Source organism: Streptomyces fradiae (genome assembly GCF_041270065.1).
Lineage (GTDB): Bacteria > Actinomycetota > Actinomycetes > Streptomycetales > Streptomycetaceae > Streptomyces.
In genome coordinates, this window is the sequence record NZ_CP065958.1 from 3,524,326 (window position 1) to 3,551,153 (window position 26,828).

Below are 26,828 nucleotides of genomic sequence, written 5' to 3' on the forward strand. Positions count from 1 at the left end.
GCGGTGGCGGACTTCGGCACGGACGGCTGCAGAGTCACAACCGTCTCACTGATGTCCCGTCATCGTACTGACGTATCAGCCGAGTTGAAGGAGTCCTCGGAGAAGATCACGGCTTTCGGCGGGATCGGGGCTGTCCTTCTGGAGCCGCTCCATGACCCGGCCGTACTGCCCGACCTCCTCGCGTTTGTCGAGGTAGAGGGCGCTGGTCAGCTGTTCCAGGTAGACGACGTCGGACAGGTCGGACTCGGGGAAGCTGAGCATGGTGAAGGCGCCGCTCTCGCCCGCGTGGCCGCCGTAGCTGAAGGGCATCACCTGGAGCGTCACGTTCGGGTGTTCGGAGATCTCGATGAGATGCCTCAACTGGCCCTGCATCACGGACCGGTCGCCGTACGGGCGGCGCAGCGCGGCCTCGTCGAGGACGGCGTGCAGATGCGGGGCGTTCTCGGAGACGAGCACCTTCTGGCGCTCCAGGCGGAGCGCGACCCGGCGGTCGATCTCGGCGCACGGGGCGCCCGGCATGCCGCGGGAGACGACGGCGTGGGCGTACTCCTCGGTCTGCAACAGGCCGTGGACGAACTGCACTTCATAGATACGGATGAGGGAGGCGGCGCCTTCGAGCCCGATGTACGTCTGGAACCAGCCGGGCAGCACGTCGCCGAAGCTGTGCCACCAGCCGGCCACGTTGGCCTCGCGGGCCAGGCCGAGCAGCGAGCCGCGCTCGGCGTCGTCGCACACCCCGTAGAGCGTGAGCAGATCCTCGACGTCCCTGGCCTTGAAGCTCACCCTTCCCAACTCCATACGGCTGATCTTGGATTCGGACGCCCGGATCGAGTAACCGGCGGCTTCCCGGGTGATGCCACGCGATTCGCGCAGTCGCCTCAACTGGGAGCCAAGCAGTATGCGGCGCACCACACTTCCGCTCGCCCCGCTCGATTCGCCTGCCGTCACGGCTCCAGCCTCCCCTTCACGGTGCTGCTCTCGCTGTCGAGCCCCCGTCGAGCCCCGGATTCTGCCACTAAACGCTTCAGCGCGTACACATTCGATTACGGATAGAGGGCGGGTTCCGGGCAGCCTCGGCCGCGCCCGGGGACGACTTATGCACAGAATCGGCACGGGGACGGACAGGTCCGGCGCGTGCACGTGCATCTGCCCTTGCATCCCTTGGTCGCCTCCGGAACCATGGTGCTCGCGCAGCCGCGTACTCACGCGTGCTGCCGCACCGTTGTCGCACCGCCTTTGTCGCACCACCGCCGCGATTCCCGGGAGTGCCTCGCATGGGACCGAATGGATCGACCATGCTCGAGCCGTTACGGCAGGGGCTTCCGCCGATCGATCCCGCGACCGTGTCGAACTCGGCCTCCTGCGCCCTTCCGCCCCGCTACGAAGCGGTGCGCGGCGCCCGGAAGTTCACCAGCCAGACGCTCCACAACTGGGATCTCACCGACCGTTTCGACGACGTCGCCCTCGTCGTCTCCGAGCTCGTCACCAACGCGCTGCGCCACGCCGTGCCGGCGGGGACCGATCCGGCCATGACCTCGGCCGCCGAGGAAGGCCTGAATCCGCCCGTCCGCCTGCACCTGATGCGCTGGGCCTCGCGCCTGGTGTGCGCCGTGCGCGACCCCAGCCGGGAGAGCCCGGAGGCCCGGAGCAGCGAGGAGGACTTCGCCGCCGAGTCGGGCCGCGGGCTTTTCCTGGTGGAGTCGTTCGCCGACGGCTGGGGCTGGCACCCGCTGGCCGGCACGCTGCAGGGCAAGGTGGTGTGGGCGCTGTTCCGGCTGGGTCCGGAGTGAGAGCCGTGACATGAGGGGAGGGCCCCGGTGGCGGTCGCCACCGGGGCCCTTCCTCGTCCGCGGACACTCCTACACCAGGTGGTCGAACTCCCCGTCCTTGACGCCCGCGAGCAGTGCCTCGATCTCGGCGGGCGTGTAGACGAGCGCGGGTCCGTCGGGGTGCCGGGAATTGCGCACCGCGACATCGCCGCCGGGCAGCTTGGCGAACTCCACGCAGGATCCCTGGGAGTTGCTGTGCCGGCTCTTCTGCCACACGACACCACGAAGCTCCGTGGCCGCCATGCCGTTGTACGCGTGGTGCGCGTGATGCACTGGTAGCTCCCCGAGATGATTGGTGCAGGTGTCAACTTCCTCGGATCATAGCCGTGTTCATATGCGCCTGCATGAGCAGATGCACGTGCACGAGGGGTGGCGTAGTGACTACGCGACTCAGCGTGCTACCCGCGGGTAGCAGGTCAACGGCCCGCACGTCACGGCTCACTGACGGTACGTGAGGCACCTGCGGTACGGGAGGGAATGCCGGGAAGCTCCGCCAGGCGGCGGCCCGCCCGGTCGTAGAGAAGGACGTCGGCGAGGCCCTCCTGGTCACGCCGCGGGTCGGTCACCTCGCGCGGATCCCGCAGATCGCGCGCCGCGGGTGCGGTGTACGCGTACCAGACGCCCCAGCCGGGGCGGCCCGGGAGCTCCAGGAGCGTCGCGAGGACCGTCGTGCCGTCGTCCGGGTCCCGCAGCTCGACCCGGCCCGCCGAGCGGGTCCCGTAGTAGAGGCCCGAGTGGAAGACCCCCTCCCGGCCGCCCTCCCGCTGGTACGAGACCCCCGGCTCCGAGAGCGCGATGTTGCCGTCCGTCACGCTGCGGGTGTTGGCGTACCCGTCCGGCCCCGACCAGTGCTTGCCCTCGGCGGTCAGCCACACCGTCCACCCCTTGCCCGCGGCCACCCGCTCCCCCGGCCGCACCACGCGTATCGCGGGCGGGAGGGGTACGGCGGGTACGGGAGTGGTGACGGCGGCGGTGACGGGCGGGGCCGCGGCGACCTCGGGTCCCGTGGGCAGCGCGAGCCCCGCCACGGCGGCGGCGCCGGACACCGCGAGCACCGCGAACGCGGCCAGGGCGACCGCCCGCCGCCGCAGGACCAGCCCCCGGCGCCGTACCTCCGCGAGCGGCACCGGCCCGGGCGTGATGTCGCACGCGGCCGCGGCGAAGGCGGCCCGCAGGTCGGGGTCGAGGTCGGGGTCGTCGTCCGGTTCGCCGGCGGTCTCGGGGGTCATCGGGGAGCTCCGGTGGAGGGTAGGGCCAGGCCGGGGTGGGAGCGGAGGGCGGCAAGGCCGCGGCGGGCGTGGGTCTTGACCGTGCCGATCGAGCAGTGGAGCACGGCGGCGATCTCCGGTTCGCTCAGGTCCTCCCAGTAGCGCAGCACCATCACCGCCCGCTGCCGGGGCGGCAGGTCGGCGAGGGCCGCGAGGAGCGCGGTGCGCTGCTCGACCGCCTCCGCGTGGCCCGCGACCGCGTGCCGCAGCGGCTCCGGGAGGACCGGGGTCAGCAGGTGGACCACGCGTTTGCGGCGGAGGCGGCTGAGGTTGTTGTTGACGAGCGCCCGCCGCACGTACAGGTCCATCTCCTCGCGCGGCACCCGGCGCCAGCGCCCGTACACCTTGGCGAGGGTCGTCTGCACCAGGTCCTCGGCCTCGTGGAAGTCGCCGGTGAGCAGCTGCGCGGTGCGCACCAGGCGGGGCCACGCGGCGACCGCGAACGCGGTGAAGCCGGCGTCGTCCTGGCCCGGTAAGTCCCGTGGTTCGGGCGACGGCTCGTACGACGACTCGTGCGACACGGTGGAGGACCTCACGCTCGTCGGTGGTGCGGTGGGCAGGGCCCGCCCCGTGCCGGGCCCTGCCGCGCACCGCTCGGTGAGCGTCTGCTCGTGCGTCCGCGCGTGCGTCCGGTCGGTCGTCAGAATGGCGGAAGCTCCGCCAGCAGACGCCCGTTGCGGTCGTACAGCGCCACGCCGACACCCTCGGCCGAGCCCGCCCGGTGCGCGTACCAGACGCCCCAGCCGGGGCGGCCCGGCAGTTCGAGGAGGGTCGCGGAGGTCTTGCGGCCGTCCGCGTCGGTGAGGACGACCTGTCCGGCGCGCTTGGTTCCGTAGAACAGGCCGGAGTGGAAGGTCGCCGTGGGGTCGCCCTCGGACTGGTGGCTGACGCCCGGCCGGGAGGTGTCGACGTTGCCGTCCACGACGCTGCGGAAGTTCTCGGTGCCGTCCGGGCTCAGCCAGTGCTTGCCCTCGGGGGTCAGCCAGATCGTGAACCCGCCGCCCGCGTCGACGCGTTCGCCGGAGGCGACGACCCGGACGGGGGAGGTGTGCTTCGGCGCCGCCAGGGACGCGGCGGCGGGGGCCGGGGCGGCCACGGCGGTGGCGGGCGCGGCCACGGCGGCCGCCAGCACGGCCGCCGCCAGCAGCCGGCCTGCCGTGCTCGTACTCGTACGCGTACTCATCTTCGGGCTCCTGAAGTCGGTGAGGGGTGGCTCCTCGGAGTGGCTCCTCACCTCCTTCAACTCCCGGATGGCGACTTCTGGATGACACGCGGCCGGGACGAATCCGCGCCGCCCCCGCCAAGCGCCGCCGACAGCTCTTCGAGCGCGGCGAGGAGCAGCAGCGCGCCCTTGCGCAGCAGGAAGTGGTCGGGGGCGTCGGCCCGTTCCCATGCCTCGATCGTCTCGCGCAGCTCGGCCAGGGGCGGCGCCTTGCGGTCCCGTACGGCCTTGGCGCCGCGTTCCGTCGCCGTGCGCAGGGCCTCCGCGAGGGCCGCGGCCTCCGGTACCGGCGGGGCGCCGCGTTCCGGGAGGTGGGCCTCAAGGAGCATCGCGACCCGCCCGAACTGGGCGAGCGCGTCCTCGGCCTCGGCCGCCGCCGCGCGCGACAGGCCCCGGTGCCGTACCGGCTCGTGGGTGGCCCGCTCCACCCCCTCCTGCCAGGCGATCCGGGCGGCCCGGGTGCCGAGCAGGGCCTCGCGCACGTCCGGGGAGGCCGGGCCGACCGGGTCGGCGAAGTGGCCGACGACGGTCGCCGCGTACCGTCCGTCCGCCTTCAGCCAGTCGGCGAGCCGGCCGCGGAGCCGGGGCGTCTCCCAGGCCGGGTAGACGGCGTACGACAGCATCGCGAGCAGGCCGCCGAGGAGGGTCAGGAGCACGCGTTCGCGGACGGTCTGGGTGACGCCCGCGCCCTCCATGCCGAGGAGGAAGACGACGTACGCGGCGACGAAGACCTGGCTGGCGGCGTAGCCGGTGCGCATCAGCAGGTACATCCCGAAGGCGCACAGCACGGCGAGGCCGGCGAGCAGCCAGGTGCCGGGGTGGGCGGTCTGCACGATGCCGGTGGCCAGGGCCACGCCGACGAGGGTGCCGCCGAGGCGGGCGACGGAGCGGGCGTAGGTCTGGGTGAAGTCCGGGCGCATCACCATCACGGAGGCCATCGGCGCCCAGTAGCCGTGGCCGAAGGGGAGCCAGGTGCCGAGCAGATAGCCGGTGGTGGCCACGGCCGTGACACGGAGCGCGTGCCGCAGGATCGGCGAGTCGTGGCGCAGCTCGGCGCGCATCGCGCGGAGCGCGACCGGGAGGAGCTGGAGGAGGGTGGGGCGGCTGCGGGCGGAGGCCGCGGTCTCGGTGCGGGGTTCCGCCGTCTCGACGACGTCGTCGAGGAGCGCGGCGAGCCGGATGGCCGCGCGGCGGGGCGCGCCCTTGAGGATCGCGAGGGTGTCCGGGGTGTGCAGGGCGGCGTCCGCGTGGGCGGGCGGGTCGACCGGTTCGCCGTGCCGGATGGCGTGCGCGCAGGCGTCCAGGGTGTCCCCCGCCGCGCCGAGCAGCTCGCGCACCCGGTCCCGTTCCGGCCCCTCGGCGGACGCGCCGACGGCCGGGTCCGCGAGCGAGGCGAGCACCGGCCGGATCCGCTCGGCGAGCCCGCGCGCGCCGTGCAGTTCGGCGGGCCGGCGGCGGGCCTGGCGCGGGGTGACGGCGGCGGCGCTGCGGGCTGTCATGAGCGGTACGGGGTCGAAAGACGCGGTCGGGTCGTGCCGCAGCCGACGCGCGTAGTCCGCCTCTGCGGCGAGCGCGTCCGCGAGCGCGTCGCGCTGGGCGCCCCAGCGGCGCACCGGCATCAGCACGATCAGCGCGGCCTGGACGAGTCCGCCGACCGCGATCACCGCGGCGTGGCCGGCGGCGGTGGCCACGGAGGTGGGGAGGGTGACCGTGACCAGCATGATCGCCACGTTGGACGACGCGATGATGCCGACGGTCGGGCCGGCGGCCCAGGAGAGCCCGGCGACGAACGTCCACAGCGCGAGCAGCGCGAGGAAGAGGACGAGACGGGCGCCGGTCAGATATCCGAGGAACGTCGACACGGCGAGGCTCGCCCCCGACGCCAGCGCGAGGGTGGGCCGCGGCCGGTACGACCGCTGGAACGTCGCGATCGCCGCCTGGAACGCCCCGAACGCCGACGACGCCGCCACCACCGGCCCGAAGAGCGCGAGCGACACCCCAACCACCAGCGCGAGGCCGAGCGCCCCCCGCCCCGCCACGGCAGGCTCCAACCGCCGCCGCTCGACGGAGAACCCCGACCGCGCGGTCTCCTTCAGCGCCCGGAGCCAGCTCATGGGGTGAGCGTAGCCGCGAGAAGCGACGAAAGGAGCATTTGGGGCGCTAGTGGATCTCGTCCCTCCCGCGCGCGCCCAGGCCCGCGCGGTCCGCCGCCGTCGTGCCGTGGTGCCAGCCGGCCTCGTCCCAGGCGGCGCGGACGCGGGTGGTGCGGGTTTCGGGGAAGAGTTCGTCGGTGCGGGCGGTGACGGCGAGGTCGCGGGAGGCGAGGGCGGGGAGGAGGGTCGGGGTCTCGGCGGCGACGCGGCGGGAGGTCGTGGCGAGGCGGGCGCCGAGGCGGTTGGCGTAGGCGAGGAGGAAGGACTGACGGAAGGACTTGGTGCGCTTGCGGCCGCCGGCGCGCTGTTCGGCCTCCGCGCGGGTCATCGCCGCCGTGCCCTGCACGAGCAGGGAGGTGTAGAGGAGTTCCACCGGGTCGAGGTCCGCCTCGAAGCCGACGACCGTCGAGAAGCCGTACGCCTCGTTCCACACCGCCCGGCAGTGGTTCGCCCCCGCCACCGCGTCCAGCAGGATCGCCTTCGCCTGCTCGTACGGCGGGTCCACGCCGATCCGCAGCGCGCCCGGGGTCTCCGGCGCCGGCGCGCCCGCCGCCAGGCTCGCCTCGTCGAGGCTGTGCCGGGCCATCAGCTCCTGCGCCTTCGCGGTCAGCGCCTCCGCCTCCTCCGCGTACGTCGTCCGCTCCGCCTTCGCGAGCAGCGCCCGGATCCGGGTCAGCAGCTTCGGCTCGCCCGCGACGGGCGGCGGCAGCGTCTCGCCGGGCACCGGCCCGACGGCGTCGAGGCGGGGCAGCCGGACGAGCAGCCGGTAGAGCTCCAGGACGGCGGTCGCGTACGAGAAGCGGTCCGCCCCCGGACGTACCGACCCCTCGTCGAGCGCGTCGAGCTGCGCCTGCCAGCGGTGCGGGAGGCGCTCGTAGCGTGCGGTCTCCGTCCGTACGAGCCCGGCGGCCAACCGCACGTGCTCGTCGCCGAGTTCGCGCCGCACCATCCGTACGACATCGGCCGGCTGCCAGCCCCGCGCCCACAGCGAGCGGACGAACTCCTCGCCGCGCCGGACCAGTTCGGCGTCGGCGGTGCGGTCCGCCGCGAGCAGCGAGGCCGCCGTGTCGAGGGCCCGCTCGTCGTCCCCGTACAGCGCCTCGAAGGCGCGCTCGACCGTGCTCGTCCCCTCCGTGTGCCCCTCCGACATCAATGTGCCTCCTTCCACGATCGGCCCACCCCGGCAACGCGGGTCCCGGGCACCTCGCCCGCCACTCCATCACCACACCATTGTCGGCGCTCGGCCGTCCTCAGGGGCGCGGCGCGGTAGGGGAACGAGAGCGGTGGGGGTAGGGCCGGCCCTACCCCCGGGACGCCCGCTGGTGGTCGTGATCGGAGGCCGGCCGGACGGTTCGCTGGAGGCATGACCTCGACCACGACCACCGTCCACCGGCCCGCTGCCCCCGCCGCCCCCGCCGTACGGCTGCGCGGGCTCCGCCGGCTCCACCGGGACGTCCGCGCGCTCGACGGCGTCGACCTCGATCTGCCCGCCGGGAGCTTCACCGCTGTCATGGGCCCGTCCGGCTCCGGCAAGTCCACGCTGCTGCAGTGCGCGGCCGGGCTCGACCGGCCGACGGCCGGCACCGTGGAGATCGACGGCGTGCCGCTGACCGGGCTGAGCGAGCGGCGGCTGACGCTGCTGCGGCGGGACCGGATCGGCTTCGTCTTCCAGTCGTTCAATCTGCTGCCCTCGCTCACCGCCGCCCAGAACGTGGCCCTGCCGCTCCGCCTCGCGGGCCGCCGCCCGTCCCGCGCGCAGGTGCGCGACGCCCTCGCCCGGGTCGGCCTCGCGGGCCGCGAGCGGCACCGCCCGGCCGAGCTCTCCGGCGGCCAGCAGCAGCGCGTGGCGCTGGCCCGCGCGCTCATCACCCGGCCCGCCGTGCTCTTCGGCGACGAACCGACCGGCGCCCTCGACTCCACCACCGGCCGCGCGGTCCTCGACCTGCTGCGCGAACTCGTCGACCGGGACGGCCTGACGCTCGTCATGGTCACCCACGACCCGGTGGCGGCGGCCCGCGCCGACCGCGTCCTCTTCCTCGTCGACGGACGGCTCGTCGGCGAGCAGCACGCGCCGACGGCGGAGACGGTCGCGGCCCGCATGGCGGGCCTGGAGGCGCACGGGGAAGCAGCGGGTGCGGCGTGCTGACCGTCGTACTCGCCGGGCTGCGCGGCCGCTGGGCGTCCTTCGTCGGCGGGTTCACCGCGCTCGCGCTCGGCGTGGGACTGGTGACCGTCATGGGGCTCGGGCTCTCCGCCACCGTGGGGGCGGAGAGCCGGGCGCCGGTCCGGTTCGCGGATTCGCCCGTGGTCGTCCAGGGTCAGGACCGGCTCGCGGTGGAGGTGCGGCGCGGCCCGGGAACGGCCGTCACGACCGCGCCGCTCGACCGTCCACAGCCTGTGGACGCCGAACTCCTGCGCGAGCTGCGCGCCCGCTGGACGGTGAGGACGAGTGGCACGACGGCTGACGGCGGCCCGGACGCCGTCGGGGTCGACGGCCCGGCGAACCAGGTCCGGGCACTGGTCACCCGGCTCACCGGGGACCGGAACCGAGTGCTCACCGGCCCCGAACGGCGCGCCGTCGACCCCGAGGCCGCCCGCGACGCCCGCGCGCTCGTCACCCTCAACGCCCTGCTCGGCACCGCCGGCGGCGTCACCGCCTTCGTCTCCGTCTTCGTCGTCGCCTCCACCTTCGCCTTCTCCGTCGCCCTGCGCCGCCGCGAGTACGGCCTGCTGCGCACCGCCGGCGCCACCCCCGGCCAGGTCCGGCGCCTGCTGCTCGCCGAGGCGACCGCCGTCGGGGCACTCGCCTCCGCCGCCGGCTGTCTGCTCGGCGCGTGGGGCGCGCCCCGGCTCGCCCGGGCCCTGGTGGACGGCGGGATCGCCCCGCCCTGGTTCACCATCACCGCCTCGGAGGCCTCCTGGCCGTACCACGCAGCCTTCTGGACCGGCCTGACCGTCGCCGTGGCGGGCGCGCTCGCCGCCTCCCGGCGGGCCGGGCGGATCGGCCCGACGGCCGCGCTGCGCGAGGCGGACGTCGACACCGACGCGCTGCCGCGCGGCCGGGCGCTGTGCGGCGCGGCCCTGCTGCTCGGCGGCCTCGCGCTGCTGGCGTGGACGTACGCGACCGACCCCGCCGAGCTCCTCAAGCGCAAGACGTACACGACCCTGCCGATGCCCCTGATCACGGGCGTGGCGCTGCTCGCGCCTGCGCTCGTACGCCCGCTGGCCCGCGCCGTCCGGCTCCCGGAGCGCCTGACCGGGGCAATGCGCCTGACCGGGGCGACGGGGATGCTCGTACGGGAGAACAGCGCGGCCGCCGTACGCCGTACCGCCGCCGTCGCCGCCCCGGTCCTGGTCACCGTCGCCCTGGCCGGCACGCTGCTCGGCGCGGCGGGCACGGTCGGCGCGGCGCGGGCGGCGGAGTCCGCCCGGCAGCCGGCCGGGGCGCCGACCTCCCTCTTCGTACGGGACGGGGCCGAGGCCCTGGTCAAGTACGGGGCGCGGGCGGTGTCGGGTGGTGGGACGGCGGGCGGGGCTGCGCCGGGCGGTCTGGACGACCGGTCGATCGTGGTGACGGAGGAGTTCGAGCGGCACCGGGTCGGCGACACGGTCGAGATCTGGCGCGCGGACGGCTCCGGTCCGGTACGCCTCCGGGTCGCCGGCGTGCTGCCGCGCGGCGCGGGCGGCAACGAGCCGCTCGTGACCCCGGCCAACGCCCCCGGGGCCCTGGAACAAGAGGGTTCGGGCCCGGCCGGGGGCAGCTCGCAGACCCGGCTCGGCCTGGTCCTGGTCCTCGGCATCGCGCTGCTCTACACGGTGATCGCCCTCGCCAACACCCTCCTCATGGCCACCTCGGCCCGCGGCCCGGAACTCGCCTCCCTCCGCCTCGCCGGCGCCACCCGCGCGCAGATCCTCCGGGTCGTGGCGTACGAGTCGCTGCTCGCCACCGCCCTGGGCGCCGTCCTCGGCCTGGCCGTCTGCGCCCTCTGCCTGGGCGCCCTGGGCGCGGGCCTCGCCGCCCTCGGCGCGCCGGTGAGTCCGGACCTCCCGTGGACGGCCCTCGGGGCGGCGGGCGCCGTCTGCGCGACGGTCGCGGCGGCCGGGGCGGTGCTCCCCGCCTGGCGGCTCACCCGCTGAGGGGTGAGGCTGGTACTTCGGGACGGGACGGGAACCGGGGTCGGAGCCGGGTTCCCTCCCGTCCCGCCTGTCGTCAGCCCTGTCGTCAGCACTGCCATCAGCACTGCCGTCAGCACAGGAGGCGAGGCTCGTCACCCACATGGGTTGTCATATGCCAAAGGCACTTCCAGCCCTCCCGGTCCGCCCCTAGCGTGCCGATCATGCTGAGCCTCCCCCACTTCGTCCCGACCCCCGTCTTCCGCCTCCTCGGCCTCGTACCGCCGCCCCACGCCCTCGTCTGGGTGCTCCCGACCGAGCCCGGCGTCGACAGCGCGCTGCTCGTGCGCCCCGTGCCCGGGCGGGCCTTCGTGCTCGCCATCGACGTACGGGGCCGGCGCGATCCCGCCCGGGCCCGGGCCTGGACGGCGGCCGTGGCGCGGCTGCGCGAGCGGTACGGCGCGCCCGCCCTCCTCCTCGCCGTCTGCCCCGACCGGGCCACCGCCGCCTGGGCGGCCGGCCCGTTCGCCACCGGCCTCGGCAGCTGGCCCTCACTGAGCCTGCGCCCCCTCGTCCTCGGCCCCACGGACACTCCGCCGGTCGTCACCGCGCCCGCCGCGTCCGCCGACCTCGCGACCGCCGTCCTCGCCGCCCTCGCCCACGCCCGCGGCTCCCGCGCTACCGCCGCCCTCGCCGCCGTCAGCGAGGCCCTCCGCACCGCCGCCCCGGAGACCCGCGCCTACTGCACCTCGCTCCTGACGGCCGGCCTCGGCGACGGACCCGCGTCGGCGGCCTGGGGCCGTCTCACGGAGCTGCGCCGGACTGTCAGTGGTGGCCGATAACGTCCCTCTCGTCGGATCAGGCGGGGCGGACGAGGCGAGGGGGGCCGACGTGCATCTGCATCTGCGGGCCGCGGCGGAGTCGGACATACGCGACGACCACGACTGGCTGGCCGCCTTCATGAACGCGGCCTGGGACGTGATCGAGGTCGAGCACGCGGCGGGCGTCGCCGACGCGATCGAGAAGGACTACGGCCGGCTCGACGAGCTCTACCGGACGGCGGCGGGGGCGGGGGCCACGGACGCCGAACTCCCGGTGTTCGGCGGGCGCCAGCCCGCCGGCGCCCCCACCGACCGCTATCCGGACCCGCCCCTGATCCTCCTCGAACCGGCCGGGGTCACGCGCGCCGCCGCCTTCCTCGCCACCGTCTCCTTCGACGCCCTGTGGGCCCGGCTGGGCGGCCGGATCGTGACCTCCATGGGGCCCGACTGGGACGACGCCACGGTCCGGGAGATGTACGAGACCCACCACCGCAGCCTGCGCGGCTTCTACGAGCGGGCCGCCGCCGCGGGCCACGCGGTGATCAAGGCCGGCTGGTTCTAGGGCGGCGGGCCGGGTCCGGCGAGGGCGAGGGCGCGTGCGGGCTCAGGCGGGAGTCGGTCGCGCGCGGGCTCACGCCGCGTTCCACGCCTCCGTCGCGCACCCCAGCTCCCAGTGCCACCAGCCGTCCGCCTCCCCGCGTTCGAGCAGGGCCTTGATCTCGCCCAGCGGCGCGTCCGCCGGGACCGTGAGCGCCACCAGCGGAAACTCCGCGCTGTACGACTCGCCGCCGATCCCGTAGGGGGCGAACCGCTCGTGCACCGCGCCGGCGCTCGGGCCGAGCGGGCCGGAGCGGGCGGGCAGCACGCGGACGGTGACGTTGCCGGAGGCCGCCGCACGGTCGGTGGCCCAGTGCACGCCCTCGCCGTCCGTCTTGTAGCGGACGACATCCCCCTCGGCCACGCCGTTCTGCAGGAACGGCACGTTGGCGACCCGTGCCGTGTCCTCGCCCACCGGCTCGGCCCACAGCCCCTCGGTGTCCATGGGGAGCCAGCCCTCGCGGGGCTCGAAGCGGAACCAGATCTTGATGCGGCCGCCGGCGGCGGCGCCCGGAGTGACACTCACCCCGCGAGGTTAGCCCCGCCCCGCGCCCGCCGCCCCCGGAAGGCCCCCGCCCTCGAAGACGGTGTCCTCACGGCAGCAGCACCAGCTTCCCCCGTACGTGCCCCGCCTCGCTCAGCTCCTGCGCCCGCACGGCCTCCTTCAGCGGCAGGGTCTCGGCGACGTCGACCCGCAGCCGGCCCTCGACGACCAGGCGGGCCTGCTCGGCCAGCTGCCGGCTCACGACGGACGGGTCCGTACCGCCGGCGGAGAAGACGATGCCGTGCTCGGCGGCCACGTCGTTCGGGGCGGAGATGGTGACGATGCGGGACTTCGCGCCGCCCGTCAGCTCGATCGAGACCGGCAGGTTGTCGGTGCCGGCCGCGTCGAACACCGCGTCGGCGCCCTGCGGCGCGGCGGCGCGCACCCGGTCGGCGAGCCCCTCCCCGTACGCCACCGGGGTCACGCCGAGCTCGCGCAGGAAGCCGTGGTTGCGCTCGGACGCCGTGCCGATCACGGTCGCGCCGGCCGCCACGGCCAGCTGCGCGGCCAGCGCCCCGACGGCCCCCGCGGCACCGTGCAGGAGCAGGGTCTCGCCGGCCCGGACGCCGAGCAGGCCGAGGACCCGGGCGGCGGTCTCGCCCGCGACCGGGAGGCTCGCCGCGAGCTCCCAGGAGAGGCCGGCGGGCTTGCGGGCCACGATGTCGGCGAGGGCGTACTGGGCGTAGGCGCCGGTCTTCGTCCAGCCGAACACCTCGTCGCCGAAGCGCAGTTCGGTCCCGTCGGGGCCCTTCGCCACGGGGCCGACGGCGTCGACGGTGCCCGCGAACTCCAGGCCGGGGACGGCCGGGAAGGTGGTCGGGTAGAACTCCTCCACCCACCCGTAACGGCGCTTCCAGTCCAGCGGGTTGACCCCCACCGCCGCCACCTTGACCCGCACCTCGCCCGGGCCGGGCTCCGGGACGGCGACCCCGTCCTCGTACCGCAGCACCTCGGGGCCGCCGAACTCCTCGTACACGATCGCTTCCATGATTCCCCCGTAACTGGGCAGTTGTGCCGGGTCCTTGTGCTGACTGGTTCAGCCTGCGCCCGGCGGCACCCCGCCCCCGCCGTCCTTCCGGCCAGTCGTCCCCGTCCGAAAGGACAGCCGCCCGCGCGCCCGCGTCCGTACGCTTGACGCTCATGGAACTCACCGCGACCGGGGCCCTGTCGGCGGCCCGCGACATCATCGGCCGGCCGCTGGGCGCGGTGCTCCCCCGGCTGTCCGAGGTGCTCGCCGAGCTGATCCCGCACCGGGCGGCCGTCGAGCTGTCGACGCACTGCGCGCACTCGCCGTTCAAGCGGACGGGCGCGCCCGAGCTGCCGATCACCGCCGCCGAACTCGCGCCGCTGCTCGCCGCGGGGACGGCCGGCCGGCCCTGGCAGGGCCGTGCCGTCCTCGGCGGTGCGGAACGGGACGTGGTGGCGGTGCGGAGCGACGCCACCGCGCGCGGCTCGGTCCTGGTGCTCGTACGGGAGGAGGGCGCCGCCCCGGCCGAGGAGCCGGCCCTGACCGTGGCGCAGCTCCTGTGGGACCTGGTGACCGGCCACTTCGACCGGTTCGCGCGCGAGGCGCTGCCGGGGGCGCTCGCCCGTTCGCGGGCGGCGGCCGACACCCGGGCGCGGGTGACCGCCGAGCTGAGCACCGCGCAGGCCGCCGCGCTGTCCGGGGTGCTGGGGGTGCTGCGCAGCCGTTCGCTCGACGACGCGGCGGCCCGGGCGACCGCGACCGAGCTCGCGGTGTCGGCGCTGATCGAGCTGCGGGCCGCGTCCGACCGCGACCGTTCGATCGCCGAGGAACCGGCCTTCGAGGCCTTCGCCCGGCTCGCCGACGGGCTGCGCCCGATGCTGCGGCACAGCCCGGTACGGCTCGAACTCGGCCCGCCGGACGGCCCGGACGCCGCCCGCGGACTGCCCGGCGACGTGGCGCACGGCGCGCGGGCGGTCGTACGGGCGCTGCTCCTGGTGGTCCTGGAGCAGGAGGCGGTGTCGCGGGTGCACGTCGGCTGGACGCTGACCGAGCACGAACTGCGCGCGACGGTACGGGACGACGGGCCCGGCCTCCTCGACGCCTGCCCGCTCGGCGCGGGCAGCATCACCGACCGTCTGGAGGCCCTCGGCGGCCGGCTCGACATGGACGCGGTGCCGGGCTGGGGCACGACGCTCACCGCGACCGTCCCGCTCACCGTGCCGGAGGCACCGACGGCCGCGCTCGACCCGCTGAGCGGGCTCGGCGAACGGGAGGTGGAGGTCCTCACCCACCTCGCGCTCGGGCACCGGAACCGGCAGATCGCGCAGGAGCTGCACATCAGCGAGTCCACGGTGAAGTTCCACGTGGCGAACATCCTGAACAAGCTCGGGGTCGGTTCGCGGGGCGAGGCGGCGGCGCTGTTCCACCGCGCCGCATAAGCCGTATACATGCCCTTGAGGGGCAAAGCGCCCGATTGTCAGTGGCGGGTGCCAGACTCGCACCTGTGAACGAACCGGGTGGCGTGGACGAACCGGCTGGTGGTCCGGGGGGCGGCCGGTGGGCCCTCGCGCCCGAGCCGGACGGGGACGGGGCGCTGCTCGTCCCCCTCGGCGCCGACGGGCTGCCCGCCGGCGCCGTGCGGCGCGAGCCGGACCTGGTCGCGGCGGTCCGGTCCCGGCCCGAGGTCGCCCGCTGGGTGTGGCGGTCGACCGCCGAGGTGTATCCGCGGCTGCTCGCCGCCGGGGTGCGGGTCGAGCGGTGTTACGACATGGAGGACGCCGAGCAGCTCCTCCTCGGCCACGAGGGGCGGCTCGGCGAGCCCCGCTCGGCCGCCGCGGCCTGGGCGCGCCTGCACCACGCGCCCGTACCGCCCGATCCGCCGCTGCGGGCCGCGGAACCGACCGCGCAGGACTCCCTCTTCGAGCCGGTGGCCGCGTCGACCGCGCTGCCCTTCGACGCGCTCCTGGAGGTGTACGCGGAGCAGCAGCGCCGGCACGATCTGGCCGAGCACCCGGGCCGGATGCGGCTGCTGACGGCGGCCGAGTCGGCGGGCATGCTGATCGCCGCCGAGATGCACCGGGCCGGGCTGCCCTGGCGGGCGGACGTGCACCGGGAGCTGCTGCACGGACTGCTCGGCGAGCGGTACGCGGGCGGGGGCGAGCCGCGCCGGCTCGCGGAGCTGGCGGACGAGGTGTCGGCGGCGTTCGGGCGCCGGGTCCGGCCCGATCTGCCGGCGGACGTGATACGGGCCTTCGCCCAGGCCGGGATCCGGGTGCGGTCGACCCGGCGCTGGGAGCTGGAGGAGCTCGACCACCCGGCGGTCGCGCCGCTCGTCGCGTACAAGAAGTTGTACCGGATCTGGACGGCGCACGGCTGGAGCTGGCTCGCGGACTGGGTGCGCGACGGGCGTTTCCGGCCCGAGTACCTGCCCGGGGGCACCGTCAGCGGCCGCTGGACCACCAACGGCGGCGGTGCGCTGCAGATCCCGAAGGTCGTCCGGCAGGCCGTCGTCGCCGACGAGGGCTGGCGGCTCGTGGTGGCCGACGCCGACCAGATGGAGCCCCGGGTGCTCGCCGCGATCTCCCGCGACCCGGGCCTGATGGAGGTCGCCGGGCACCCCGACGACCTCTACACCCGGCTGTCCGACCGGGCCTTCTCCGGCGACCGCGACCATGCCAAGCTCGCGCTGCTCGGCGCGATCTACGGGCAGACCAGCGGCGACGGCCTGAAGAACCTGGCCGCCCTGCGCCGCCGCTTCCCGCGCGCGGTGGCCTATGTGGACGACGCGGCGAAGGCGGGCGAGGACGGGCGCCTCGTCCGCACCTGGCTGGGCCGCACCAGCCCGCGCGCGGCCGGGGCCGAGGAGGACGGCGAGGCGGGCATCCCGCAGGACGAGCTCCCGGGCGAGCCGGGGTCGGTGGCCGGGGCCGGGGCTGACGGTTACATCCCCGGGTACGCGTCGAGCGACGCCCGGGCCCGCGGCCGCTTCACCCGTAACTTCGTCGTCCAGGGCAGCGCCGCCGACTGGGCCCTGCTGATGCTGGCGGCCCTGCGCCGCGCCACCGCCGGGATGCGGGCCGAGCTGGTCTTCTTCCAGCACGACGAGGTGATCGTGCACTGCCCGGCCGAGGAGGCCGAGGCGGTCACGGCGGCGATCCGCGCGGCGGGCGACCAGGCGGGCCGGATCGCGTTCGGGGACACACCGGTGCGGTTCCCGTTCACGACGGCGACGGTGGAGCGCTACTCGGACGCGAAGTGACGTGAGGCGGGGCCCGGGGTTCGGACCCTCACCTCACGCCTGACGGCTGCCGCCTTCCGGCTTCCGGCTTCCGGGCTACTTCGTCGGCAGCTTCTGCCACCTCGGGTCCAGGGCGATCGCCTTGAGCTGCTCAAGGGTCAGCGCGGGCTCCGGGCGCGTCGCCGGCTTCGCCTGGTCGCCGGTGTTGAACGCGGAGACCACGACCCGGAAGCCGTCCTTGGTCATCGTGTCGGCCGTCCACCACACGACGCCCGCCCCGCCCTTCTCGCCCGGCTGCTGGGTGAGCTTCACGACCCGGCCGTCCGGCAGCGTGGTGACGTCGCCGCTGCCGAAGAGCTGGCCGCGGACGTCGTTCATGCCGTACTGGACGTTGACGCCGACGAGGCTCCGGCCCTTGCCGTCGTCCACGACCACGCTGCTGTAGCCGGCCTGCTCGCTCTGGTCGACGACCGTCAGGCCCTTCGGCAGCAGCGACCGCAGGGTCGCCTTGACCACGGCGCCGCTCGGCTCGGCGTGCGGAGCGTCGGCGCCGGGCTTGCCGGACTTGGGCAGCGGGTACGACTTGGCCAGCACCGCCCAGTCACTCAGCGTGGCGACGTTCTTCAGCTGCTGCGCGGTGAAGGGAACGGACTGCCGGCTCGCCACGCGCTGGCCCTTGAGGGCCGTCGACTGGGTCACGACGACGGTGAACCCGTAGCGGTCGGTCACGCGCGTCCGCCACACCACGGGATCCGTGGCAGCGGCCTTGGCGCCCCGAAGCTCCTGGATCACCGACCCGTCCTCGCCCTTGCTGACGTTGCAGTAGTCCCACGAGTCCATGCCCTTGCCCTGGCAGGAGATCCCGCTCATCTGTTCGGGGGTCTGCCGCTGCAGGCCCACGTCGACGGCCGCCTTGCCCTTGCCCTCGTCGTACGTCGCATAGACCCCCGTCCCCGCGCTCTTGGGGTTGTCGACGGTCCAGGCACCGGCCGGCAGGTTGTTCTTCAGGACGGCCAGCATCTTCAGGGCGGGGATGCGCGCGCCGAGGTTCGCCTCGGCCTCCGCCGCCTTGTCCTGGGCGTTCGTGCCGCCCTGGGTCGGGCCGGCCACGGAGGACTTCTCCACCCCGCCGTTCCCGCCGAGCACCGAGCCGCCGTACACCCCGCCCACGCCGATCGCGGCGAGGGCGAGGGCGCCGCCGACGGTGGCGACGCGGCGGCGCACTACCCGGCGGCGGCCGCGGGCGAGGCCACCGGTGACGAGCTCGCGGCGGTCGTCGAGGGCGAAGCCCTCACCGGCCCGGCGCATGACGGTGCCGAGTTCGTCCTCGAATCGTCCGTTCGTGACGTCGTGTTCTTCGTGCTGAGGCATGGCGGGATCACCGTTCCGGGTCCGTGGTTCGAAAAGGAAGGAAGTTCAGGGGGCTCAGCGGGCTCAGAGGCCCAGCGGGCTCAGCGGGTGGCGAATTCGGCGATGCTGCCGCCGAGCCGTTTGCGCAGGGCCGCGAGGGCCCGGGTGCTGCGGGTGCGTACGGCCGCTGAGCTGGTGTTCATGGCGTCGGCCGTCTCCTCGACGCTGCGGTCCTCCCAGTAGCGGAGCACCACCACCGCCCGGTCCTTGGGCGCGAGCCCGGCGAGGGCGTCGAGGAGGGCGATGCGCAGCGCCGGGTCCTCGCCGCTGTCGGGGGCGCGGTCGGGCAGCTCGCCGAGGGGACGCTCGGTGGCCGAGCGGCGCCTGCGGTGGCTGAGGAAGGTCCGTACGAGCACGGTCTGTGCGTAGCCCGCCGGGTTGCCGATCCGGGCGACGCGGCCCCAGACGGCGTACATCCGGCCCAGCGTCTCCTGCACCAGGTCCTCGGCGAGATGGGTGTCTCCGCTGGTCAGAAGGCACGCCGAGCGGAACAGATGCCCGGAGCGGGCGGTGGCGAAATCCAGGAACTCGTCCGCGCGGGACGTTCTCATGTCCCTCCCCTCCGTCGCTGTCACGAGTTCGCTTGCTTGCTACACCTCATTGACGCGACGAACGCCCGGGAATGTTTCACGTGAATCCTCGACTTTCGAGGGATCTCGACGGCTCTCGACGACTCCCGCCCTCCCAGGGAGCACATTCCGGGCAAAATGGGGTAACCCTGTTGTATGAACACTTTCCTCGTGGACTCGGCGCACGTCACCACGGCGGCTGGTGTCTGGCAGTCCGGACTGGCCCAGGTGCTGGGTGGTCTGATCGTGGTCGCCATCCTCATCGGCGCCTTCATGTTCGGGATCCGGGTGAAGAACAAGGAACTTCCGCCACCCGACCCCGACACCCAGCCGCACCGGCCGGACACCGGAGCGTTGCCGGGTGAGACGTCCGAGTACCGGAAGCCCAGCGAGATGCCGCAGACCGACGGTGAACACCGGCTCATGCCGTACCACCTGAAGAACTCCGGCGAAGAAGCCACCGACCCCCCGAGCGAGGAAAAGCGCAAGTGGGGCGGCATTTCCAGCGGCGGCTTCGGCAGCGGCGGCCCGGGCCACGGCGACTGAGCCGCCCCGCCCCGCCCGTACCCGTACCCCGTGGACACCAGCCCTGCGGACATGACCCCCGTGGACATGACTCCCGTGGACTCCCCTCCCCTCGACCCCGCTCCGGTGGCCGAGCGGCTGCTCGGCACCGCCGGGGCACCCGCCGCCCCCTCCCTCGTGGAGGAGGCGGTAGGGGCCTCCGGCGGACGGCTGGCCGACCTCGCCGCCTTCTGCCTGGACTGGCTGCGGGCGCGCGAGGCCCTGCGCCCGGTCCCGCAGGACCCCTGGGACGCCCCGGAGGCCGAGGAAGCCCTGGACGCCCTGGCCCCGTCGGAACGGCTCGCCTTCGTCCTCCACGAGGACTTCGCCGTGCCGTACGACACGATCGCGCCGCTCGTCGGCCGCACCCCGGCCGCCACCCGTCAGCTGATCTCCCGGGCGCGCCGCCGCGTCGAGGGCACGGAGGAGCTGCCGGCCCCGGATCCGGAGCGGCAGCGGAAGGTGGTGGCGGCGTTCCTGGCCGCCGCGCGCGAGAACGACGTGGACACCCTGCTCGCCCTCCTCGACCCGGACGCGGTGCTGCGGGCGGACGCCGAGGCGGTACGGGCGGGGGCGGCGCCCGCGCACGGCGCGCCGGCCGTGGCGCACCGTGTCGCGGGACGGGTGCGGGAGGCTCGTACGGCGCTGGTGAACGGCGCGGCGGGCCTGCTGTGGGCGGCGCCTGACGGCGAACCGAAGGCGGTGCTCCGCTTCACCGTCCTGGAGGACCGGGTCACGGCGGTCGACGCCCTGGCAGACGGAGAGCACCTGTCCCGGCTGACGCTCGCGCCACTGTGAACTACCCGGCGGTGGAGCGGAGCCCGATCATGTTCCCGTCCGGGTCCTTCACGGTGGTGATCCGCATCCCGCCGCCGACCTCCTGCACCTCCTGCACGGTGGTCGCACCGGCCGCGAGCAGCGCCTGGAGCAGCCCGTCGAGGTCGTCGACGTCCCAGAAGGGCACGGGTCCGGTCAGCCCCTTGCCGTGGCCGTTGGGGTCGAGCCCGAAGTGCTGCCCGTCGACGTCGAAGCCCACGTAGTACGGCGCGTCGACGCTGGGCGCGGTTCCGAGGAGGGCGGTGAGCAGGGCCTTGGCCCGCTCCAGGTCCTTCACGGGAAAGATCACGGTGTTCATGGCCATGGCTGCTCCTCGGCGAACGACGGGGGCGGATGACGGGGTGAATGACTGAGGGACGAACAAAGCTCCTCCCCCAGTCACGCCCTCCGGGTCCCCCCGCGTCGCGCCGGACTGCGCCGTACGGACCACGTCACCGCCCGGGAGACCGCCCGAGGAGCTCCCCGGCCCGCCCGGCGATGTGCGCGGGCGGCTCGATCCCGGCCGGCAGCAGCGGATCGGCCTCCGGCACCCCGAACCGCGTCTCGACCGGCAGCACCCCGGCCCACAGGCCCATTTCGGCGTCGGGCCCGTCCCCGTCGTCCGGCGGCCCGCTCGCGACCTTCACGGACGCCTCTGCCAGGTCGAGCGCGACCAGCGCGGTCGCGGCCAGCTCCTTGCGGCTGGGCTGCCGCACGTACTCCCACTGCCCCGGCGCGGACTGCTCGGTGAGCGCCTTCAGCCCGCGCAGCTTCTCCTCCGGATCGGTCACCAGCCGCGGCACGCCGTAGATCATCGCGCTGCGGTAGTTCACCCCGTGCTCGAACACCGACCGCGCGAGCACCAGCCCGTCCACATGCGTCACGCTCACGCACACCACCCCGTCCGGCGCCTGCACCAGACTCCGGCTGGCCACGGACCCGTGCACGTACAACCGGTCCCCGTCGACCCCGTACACGGTCGGCACCACCATCGGCGCCCCGTCCACGACGACCCCGAGATGACAGAGAAACCCCGCCCCCAGCACCGCGTCGAGATCCCCCCGCCGATGACTCCCCTTGTGCCGCATCCGCCGCAACCGCGTCCGCCCGGTCACCCCGAGCTCCGACTCCGCCCCCTGCTCCGCCATCCCGGCTCCCCCGCCTCGCACATCCCGAATCAAAACCACAAAACCCCAGGTCAGAGTGGATCTGACCTGGGGTTCAAGGTGAGCCGCCTTCGGGATTCGAACCCGAGACCTACGCATTACGAGGCCCCACAAGATCATCCCGGCTGGTGCCGGACGATGCCGCAGAATCCCGTTTCCCCAGGTCAGAGACCTACGCCCCTGAACCCACGTGCCGCCCAATCCTCCTTGTGCCACCCAGTCCGCTCACGCAGCGCTCACGCAGGCTGGCCACTTGCGACCGCTTCGAGCCCGCCAAACCGCCGCGGCGTGGCAACCGTCAACCCACGGCTCATATCTCCGTTGCCGATCCAGCCGGAGCAGTAGCCCCCGGTAGTCGCGCATCGGCGCGGCGAAGACTGTGAAAACCGCCCACCGCTACGCCGTCCCATACTGAGCTGTGCACGAGCTGCTCGCTCAATGCCTGCCCCAGTGGGCGATCGACCGACGACTCGGTCTGTCGCACAAAGCCACAGCCGTCGCCGACAGGTGATCTCGGACGACTCGTGGCCGGCAGCCGAGCAGCAGACGTGGCCTCCTACGTGACCAAGCCGTACGCGGACCTGAGCGGAGCTGAACCGGATCTCGGGCACGAACAACTAGGAACGGAAAGTGCTGAGCAGGTGACGGAAGGCGGATGACCCTCAGCAATCAAGGCAGCTCGCGCAGCTGGTGATCTACAGGGACAGTGGATGGCGGGAGGGTTGTGATGAGGAGTTCATCAGCATCGCGCTTGCCGGTCTTGCCACTAGCGCTGTAACGCGTCTTCACCAATCGTTTAGTCAAGGGCCACGAGCGTACTCCAAGCGTCTCCCGGTCCACGCGGCTAGGCGTCATGCGAGCGTGCGCATAGAGCCAAGTGCTTTCGGTCAGCATTGGGTTATTGTCGTAGCTGAGCAGCCAGCGAAACTGCGCCTTGGTGCGCAGATATCCGGCGAGCTGCATGTGGAGCATGTGGTCGTCTGATCCCGCTTTGCCATCCCTGTCGCCGCCGTATCCACCTCGGGGGTCGAAAGAGGTGCGGTACAAGTGCGAGGCCTTTTCGATGTAGGGCGGGTCGAGGTAAGCAACGACGCGAGACGGGATCAACTGCGGGTAGTAACTGGGCACGTCATCGAGCGTCTGTTGCCAGTCCTTGTGCCAGACATCGACGATTCGCCCGGTGTCGTACAGGTGACCGACGTATCGAAGTCGCTCTTCTATGGCCTCCGGATTCCACCGGCATCCGATGCCGTACGGGCTCTCTTGCTTGCGTCCACCAATCGGGCCTGCCTTGCCATGAAGGATTCCAGAAAAGGTTGTGCGGTTCAGAAATAGGCACTGTGTCGCCAACTCCAGTCGGACCGTGGCAGGCTTCGCTTTCCGAGTAGGCACCCAGGAACGCCAGTAGTCCCACCGCTCAACGGCGGCTACTCCGCCCCGCTTGACGTATCGGGCCCACTCATCATGCATACGTCCGATCAGCGCTTCTGTATCAGCGGCCGCGGTCTGCCAGAAGGCAGTCACCAACGGATCCACGTCAGCGAGCAGCACTCGGTCGACGAGCCCTTGGCCGACGAGCCGCAAGGACGCCGACGCTCCGCCGGCGAAAGGCTCGACCAGCAGGTTAATTTCCGGAACGGCCCTCGACCCCTTGGCGGCATCCAAGATTCGGGCGATCACCGGAGCGAGGGACGACTTTGCTCCTGGGTAGCGCAGGGGCGACTGGTACCTACTCATCATGAGCGCGTGGTCAACGACGCCGAGGGGTGAAACGAGTGGGCGGGGGTTGTCGAGGATATGCGTCGGGATTGCCGGCGCAGCAACATGCGTAGCGCGAGCATCACGGAGGGGGGCGACCGGCACCACAGCCACATTCTCGATCATGGGGCAAACCGTACCGGAGCCGCTTGTCCACCAGACAAGTCGAGGCCGAGACGTTTGGTGGCTACGAGGCGGAGCACATCGGTGCCCACGCCGATCGGGAACGCGGCCTTCCCGTGCGCGGCCGCCACCGGGATGATGCCATCGACGTACATCGAGGAACCGGTGCGGTCGATCACGTCGAGGATTGCCGGCAGTGTCGGGTAGGCCGCCGGGTTGGCTTGGCCGCCGTTGGCGTCGTACGGTGCGCCGGTAGGTGGTGGCACGGTCGGGACGACGACTCGTCCATCAAGCGCGCGATACACGAACTTGCGGCCCCAGTACGTCTCCTTGCCGTAAGCGCGGGCGTTATTGGCGTTTACGACTCGAGCGATGATCTGTTCGTCGCATACCAACAGGTCACCCGGTTCGAGAATGTCATGCCGGGCCAGCTGGCGCGCGTAGTCGACCAGAGCTCCGGACTTCTCGATCCCACAGACGTACGGCGCGTTGCCCGGAGCAGTGCTGCCCATCGCTTGGAAGTATTCAAGGGCTCGCCCGCGCAGCTTTGCTGGTGTGCCGAACACGGCCAGCGGGCCATCGACGATGAACAGCGTCGTGGGCAGAGCCTTCTGGCGCGACTGCTCCCACAGCAGCGTCGCCAGCCCAACCAGCACCAACAGCTCGATCACCGACATGAGCCGCCCGAGAGCGGACTGGTTCGTGCCCTCTTCGCCAACCTCCTCATGGACACGGAGCACGTCGGTGGGAAAAAGGTGCACGCCGCACGCGTCGCAGTCGGCACCAGAGGGCGGCACGGGAACGTCTTTCTTGCAGTCCTGCGTCGGGCAGTTAACCGGCACTGTGGCCGCTGGCGACCCGGGAACGCCATGGAGAAGGAAGAGCAGGTCCAGCAGCGGCTGGTCGAGGCGATTGACGTCGATCTTCTTCTGCCGAAACAGCTCATTGATGACCTCGCGCCACGAGGTCACGATGTCGGCGTCGGCGCGTGTGTACGCGCCGGCGACAGGCAGGTCTAGCGTCACGAGGGCGGTGTTGACCGCACGCTCGATCTTGTACGGGTCCACAAAGCGCTCGGCCCGCTGCGATTCCAGAACACCGAGGTCCACGTATGCTGCGGCGGCCTGCGCAAACCCGTACAAGACCGATGGCAGGCCATCACGCACCTGCTCAACGACGTGTGAACCGTCGATCGCCAGCGCGGCGGTGAGTCGCTCTGGCGCAGACGGGGCGGCGAAGTCGCTCCGCGGACGGATTCGCTTGCGGATCGAATCCAAGTCCTGGATCGCCTCAGCCGGAACATGGAAGGTACGTTGGTCCGCGATCGCCCGGATGGCGGCCGCCGAATGCCCCAGCCGCGATGCGATCTCGTGCGCCCCACCGACAGTCTCGTACGGCATCAGAGTGCCGTCCCGTTCAGCGTCAACGGCGAGTCACCAGCCGCTGCTCGTGCTTCGTTGACGAGCGCGATGTCGTACCGATCGATCTGGACGGGAACGATGTACGGCGAGGACAGTGTCTTGAGCCGCACATACCCGCGGTCCTCGGAGGCGATGATCGCATCTGAGAACGCCCCGAAGTCGTAGAACTTGGCCAGTTCCCGTACCTCTGTCGTGTTGTTCAAATGGGCGACAACCCAGTTGGCAGTATTCGCCTTGACCTGGTGCGCTACCCCCGAGACCTCCTGCGTTGCGTAGGTCATTCCGAGATTGAGCTTGCTCGCTTCTTTAGCGAGCTTGACCCATACATCGAGCTCATCCTTGTAGCGGTCGGACGAAAATAGGTTGTGCGCCTCCTCAAGCATTACCTGAATATGCGGAGGCTCCTTCCCAGATGTAAATACCTCTGTCTGCTTAAAAAGCAGGCGTCGGGTAATGGACTCGCTAAGCGCCTTGGTGATCGCCTCGGCACCAACGTGAAGATCGACGATGACTACTCGACCGTCGACGAGCTCGTTGTAGATCTCCAGAGCAGGATCTTGCTGTGTAAACGGGCTATGGAACGGGCGCAACGGGTTCAGGTTCTTCCAACCACGAACGTTGCGCTTGTCGCTCTTCGTGGTGAAGATCGGCTCAACGCTCTTCCAGCGCACGTCTTTTGTGAAGTCGATCGCGTCGGTATCGCCGGCTTCGCGCAATTGGATAATCTTGTCCACAACTGCCTCAATCTCATCGGCAGCTACGGTTACCAGGTTGGCAGACTTGCCAGCTTGGGTGAACGAATTTCGACCGAGACCCACCACCGACTTCGTCCCTTGAATACCTTGCTCGACCTTCAGTTGCAACGCGGCACTGATGTTGATACGCGCGGCGAAGTTCGAAGGCACAGGGAAGCCTGCGCGGATCAAGGCGCCATAAAGAACCATCCGGGCGCGTCCTGGATGCGGATTAAACTTGTTGGCGGGATCATCGGCATACGATGCGCCAGCGAAGTCCTTTACATATCCAGATTCCTCGCCACTCAATTGGTTGGCAATGAGACCTTGCACGGCATCGATCTGGTTCTCTGCAAAAAAGTTGACGCTGAGCGGCTTAACGTGGGGCTGTGATCCGTCAGCACCAAACTTGAAGATGCGGACGTGGTTCGCGCCAATCGCTGCGATCTCAGTGCCGTCCTGGGTGTTCGGGTTGGCGTACTCTCCCTGCGGGTCAAAGATCAGCTGACCGATGGGATGTCCACCCGAAGCACGCTGCCGCTCGGAGACTGCGAACGTGCGCGCGATAATGATTTTTGCCGTGTTCGACTTGCCCATTCGAGTCATGCCGAGCAGAGCTGTCTTATTGCCGATGAAGTCCCGAATGTTGACCTCGACGGCGGCGTCGGCTTGCTTAGATGCCTTGGCTCGCCGCCGCGTCGCGGAGTACCGCACCGCGCCGATGCGCACGCGTTCCACCGGGCGCCCAGTCGGCTTGAGGTAGGAGGCAATCGTCGCGAGGCCGTCGCCGATCGGCTTCAGGACTCGATAAGTGGACGTGGCGTAGAAGTTGTCCACGTCGGCGCCAAACTCCAGAACTTTCTGCCCATCCACGTCGTCTTCGTAGAAGGTGCCGAGGATCTTGCACCGCACGCCAGTGAACGACACGCGGTTTTTGGTGAACGGGTCAAGCTCCGCATCGAGCACGGTGGATGGCGATGGGTCCTGGTTGTTCGAAAGGGCCGTTCGCAGGGATTCCTCGCGCACGGCGTGCAGGTCGCGCTCAAGCGACAGCGGTGCCGTGCCCTCGACACGCAGAAGCAGCACTTCGTCATCGTCGACGCGAGGGTCATTGACGTCCTGTGCGGTCGCGAGGAGAAACGAGAACTGCGAAATGCCACCGGCGTCGAACTTCCAGCGGTCGTGAGTTAGCACGACGGCCTGGCCGTAGTCGATCTGGTGAATCGCACCTATCCGGGTCGACCGACCATCGGCAAGCAGCTCAGACCGCAGCAAAGACCCGGCGCCAACGCCGGGGATGAACTCCATCATTCTCCACCCTCTCCGAACACACCCACCAGAAAGCCTCGCTCATTCCACCGACAAGATCAATATCTCTGTAGAGCGCTGTAGGTGACGGTGACGTGCGCAGCGTTGCTGGCTGGTAGATCAGCCTACTGCCAGGCGGGGTCGCTGGGTGCCGAGTTGAGTCGAATCCTGGCGGACAGCAGGGTCGTCTTCGGGCTAAGTACCGAC

Annotated in this window: 25 protein-coding genes; 9 read left to right on the forward strand and 16 right to left on the reverse strand. The window is 72.0% G+C overall.

Features of this window, described 5'->3' with window-relative positions; translation table 11 throughout:
• Positions 1-75: 75 nt before the first annotated feature.
• Complete coding sequence (locus JAO84_RS15875; RefSeq protein ID WP_370413476.1) at positions 76-948, reverse strand: helix-turn-helix domain-containing protein; 873 nt, start codon at positions 946-948, stop codon at positions 76-78.
• Positions 949-1,274: 326 nt separating this feature from the next.
• Between JAO84_RS15875 and JAO84_RS15880 the strand changes: the two genes are divergently transcribed.
• Positions 1,275-1,790 (forward strand): ATP-binding protein, encoded by a 516-nt coding sequence (locus JAO84_RS15880; RefSeq protein ID WP_265865302.1) that lies wholly within the window; start codon positions 1,275-1,277, stop codon positions 1,788-1,790.
• 69 nt (positions 1,791-1,859) lie between these two features.
• On the opposite strand, the gene JAO84_RS15885 is transcribed toward JAO84_RS15880, so the two are convergent.
• The 6 genes from JAO84_RS15885 to JAO84_RS15910 all read right to left on the reverse strand — a co-directional run bounded on the left by JAO84_RS15885 (position 1,860) and on the right by JAO84_RS15910 (position 7,622).
• Complete coding sequence (locus tag JAO84_RS15885) at positions 1,860-2,072, reverse strand: DUF397 domain-containing protein (protein ID WP_265865394.1); 213 nt, start codon at positions 2,070-2,072, stop codon at positions 1,860-1,862.
• Positions 2,073-2,260: 188 nt separating this feature from the next.
• A complete protein-coding gene (locus JAO84_RS15890; RefSeq protein WP_370413477.1) occupies positions 2,261-3,058 on the reverse strand; it encodes a hypothetical protein in 798 nt (265 codons plus the stop codon).
• Entirely contained in the window at positions 3,055-3,618 is a 564-nt protein-coding gene (locus JAO84_RS15895; protein WP_370413478.1) for a SigE family RNA polymerase sigma factor, read from the reverse strand. Before JAO84_RS15895 ends, JAO84_RS15890 begins: the two co-directional genes overlap by 4 nt.
• Positions 3,619-3,737: 119 nt before the next feature.
• Positions 3,738-4,280: a hypothetical protein gene (locus JAO84_RS15900; protein ID WP_370413479.1), complete on the reverse strand. Its 543-nt coding sequence runs from the start codon at positions 4,278-4,280 to the stop codon at positions 3,738-3,740.
• A gap of 56 nt (positions 4,281-4,336) precedes the next feature.
• On the reverse strand, positions 4,337-6,433 hold the full coding sequence (locus JAO84_RS15905; RefSeq protein ID WP_370413480.1) for an FUSC family protein: 2,097 nt from the start codon (positions 6,431-6,433) through the stop codon (positions 4,337-4,339).
• 46 nt (positions 6,434-6,479) lie between these two features.
• Positions 6,480-7,622, reverse strand: a complete 1,143-nt coding sequence (locus JAO84_RS15910; protein ID WP_370413481.1) for a DUF2786 domain-containing protein — start codon at positions 7,620-7,622, stop codon at positions 6,480-6,482.
• Between the two features lie 213 nt (positions 7,623-7,835).
• Between JAO84_RS15910 and JAO84_RS15915 the strand changes: the two genes are divergently transcribed.
• The 4 genes from JAO84_RS15915 to JAO84_RS15930 all read left to right on the forward strand — a co-directional run bounded on the left by JAO84_RS15915 (position 7,836) and on the right by JAO84_RS15930 (position 11,968).
• Complete coding sequence (locus tag JAO84_RS15915) at positions 7,836-8,618, forward strand: ABC transporter ATP-binding protein (protein ID WP_370413482.1); 783 nt, start codon at positions 7,836-7,838, stop codon at positions 8,616-8,618.
• Positions 8,612-10,609 (forward strand): ABC transporter permease, encoded by a 1,998-nt coding sequence (locus JAO84_RS15920; RefSeq protein ID WP_370413483.1) that lies wholly within the window; start codon positions 8,612-8,614, stop codon positions 10,607-10,609. Before JAO84_RS15915 ends, JAO84_RS15920 begins: the two co-directional genes overlap by 7 nt.
• 200 nt (positions 10,610-10,809) lie before the next feature.
• Complete coding sequence (locus tag JAO84_RS15925; protein WP_370413484.1) at positions 10,810-11,427, forward strand: hypothetical protein; 618 nt, start codon at positions 10,810-10,812, stop codon at positions 11,425-11,427.
• Positions 11,428-11,476: 49 nt separating this feature from the next.
• Positions 11,477-11,968, forward strand: coding sequence for a DUF1877 family protein (locus JAO84_RS15930; RefSeq protein WP_370413485.1), 492 nt, complete (start codon positions 11,477-11,479; stop codon positions 11,966-11,968).
• A gap of 69 nt (positions 11,969-12,037) precedes the next feature.
• On the opposite strand, the gene JAO84_RS15935 is transcribed toward JAO84_RS15930, so the two are convergent.
• Positions 12,038-12,529: a DUF4265 domain-containing protein gene (locus tag JAO84_RS15935; protein ID WP_265865292.1), complete on the reverse strand. Its 492-nt coding sequence runs from the start codon at positions 12,527-12,529 to the stop codon at positions 12,038-12,040.
• A 67-nt stretch (positions 12,530-12,596) separates the two neighbouring features.
• A complete protein-coding gene (locus JAO84_RS15940; RefSeq protein ID WP_370413486.1) occupies positions 12,597-13,535 on the reverse strand; it encodes an NADP-dependent oxidoreductase in 939 nt (312 codons plus the stop codon).
• 152 nt (positions 13,536-13,687) lie between these two features.
• Here JAO84_RS15940 and JAO84_RS15945 point away from each other — a divergent pair, with 152 nt between their 5' ends.
• Both JAO84_RS15945 and JAO84_RS15950 read left to right on the forward strand, forming a co-directional pair.
• Complete coding sequence (locus JAO84_RS15945; RefSeq protein ID WP_370413487.1) at positions 13,688-14,953, forward strand: LuxR C-terminal-related transcriptional regulator; 1,266 nt, start codon at positions 13,688-13,690, stop codon at positions 14,951-14,953.
• A 65-nt stretch (positions 14,954-15,018) separates the two neighbouring features.
• On the forward strand, positions 15,019-16,773 hold the full coding sequence (locus JAO84_RS15950; RefSeq protein ID WP_370413488.1) for a bifunctional 3'-5' exonuclease/DNA polymerase: 1,755 nt from the start codon (positions 15,019-15,021) through the stop codon (positions 16,771-16,773).
• 75 nt (positions 16,774-16,848) lie between these two features.
• Here JAO84_RS15950 and JAO84_RS15955 read toward each other — a convergent pair whose 3' ends face one another.
• Both JAO84_RS15955 and JAO84_RS15960 read right to left on the reverse strand, forming a co-directional pair.
• On the reverse strand, positions 16,849-18,123 hold the full coding sequence (locus JAO84_RS15955) for a hypothetical protein (RefSeq protein ID WP_370413489.1): 1,275 nt from the start codon (positions 18,121-18,123) through the stop codon (positions 16,849-16,851).
• An 80-nt stretch (positions 18,124-18,203) separates the two neighbouring features.
• On the reverse strand, positions 18,204-18,713 hold the full coding sequence (locus JAO84_RS15960; RefSeq protein ID WP_370413490.1) for a SigE family RNA polymerase sigma factor: 510 nt from the start codon (positions 18,711-18,713) through the stop codon (positions 18,204-18,206).
• A gap of 174 nt (positions 18,714-18,887) precedes the next feature.
• On the opposite strand from JAO84_RS15960, the gene JAO84_RS15965 reads away from it, so the two are divergent.
• Together JAO84_RS15965 and JAO84_RS15970 are read left to right on the forward strand one after the other, a co-directional pair.
• The gene (locus tag JAO84_RS15965) at positions 18,888-19,277 is read left to right on the forward strand and encodes a DUF6479 family protein (RefSeq protein ID WP_265865286.1); all 390 of its coding nucleotides are present in this window, start codon (positions 18,888-18,890) and stop codon (positions 19,275-19,277) included.
• A gap of 30 nt (positions 19,278-19,307) precedes the next feature.
• Positions 19,308-20,093 (forward strand): sigma factor-like helix-turn-helix DNA-binding protein, encoded by a 786-nt coding sequence (locus JAO84_RS15970; RefSeq protein ID WP_370413491.1) that lies wholly within the window; start codon positions 19,308-19,310, stop codon positions 20,091-20,093.
• A 1-nt stretch (position 20,094) separates the two neighbouring features.
• Here the strand turns inward: JAO84_RS15970 and JAO84_RS15975 are convergent, their stop codons facing one another.
• From JAO84_RS15975 to JAO84_RS15995, 5 genes are all read right to left on the reverse strand, one after another.
• On the reverse strand, positions 20,095-20,436 hold the full coding sequence (locus JAO84_RS15975; RefSeq protein WP_370413492.1) for a VOC family protein: 342 nt from the start codon (positions 20,434-20,436) through the stop codon (positions 20,095-20,097).
• 127 nt (positions 20,437-20,563) lie between these two features.
• The gene (locus JAO84_RS15980; protein WP_370413493.1) at positions 20,564-21,259 is read right to left on the reverse strand and encodes a pyridoxamine 5'-phosphate oxidase family protein; all 696 of its coding nucleotides are present in this window, start codon (positions 21,257-21,259) and stop codon (positions 20,564-20,566) included.
• Positions 21,260-21,946: 687 nt separating this feature from the next.
• The gene (locus JAO84_RS15985) at positions 21,947-23,161 is read right to left on the reverse strand and encodes a DNA adenine methylase (protein ID WP_370413494.1); all 1,215 of its coding nucleotides are present in this window, start codon (positions 23,159-23,161) and stop codon (positions 21,947-21,949) included.
• Positions 23,158-24,558: a hypothetical protein gene (locus tag JAO84_RS15990; RefSeq protein WP_370413495.1), complete on the reverse strand. Its 1,401-nt coding sequence runs from the start codon at positions 24,556-24,558 to the stop codon at positions 23,158-23,160. Before JAO84_RS15990 ends, JAO84_RS15985 begins: the two co-directional genes overlap by 4 nt.
• The gene (locus JAO84_RS15995) at positions 24,558-26,624 is read right to left on the reverse strand and encodes a helicase HerA domain-containing protein (protein WP_370413496.1); all 2,067 of its coding nucleotides are present in this window, start codon (positions 26,622-26,624) and stop codon (positions 24,558-24,560) included. Before JAO84_RS15995 ends, JAO84_RS15990 begins: the two co-directional genes overlap by 1 nt.
• Positions 26,625-26,828 lie beyond the last annotated feature (204 nt).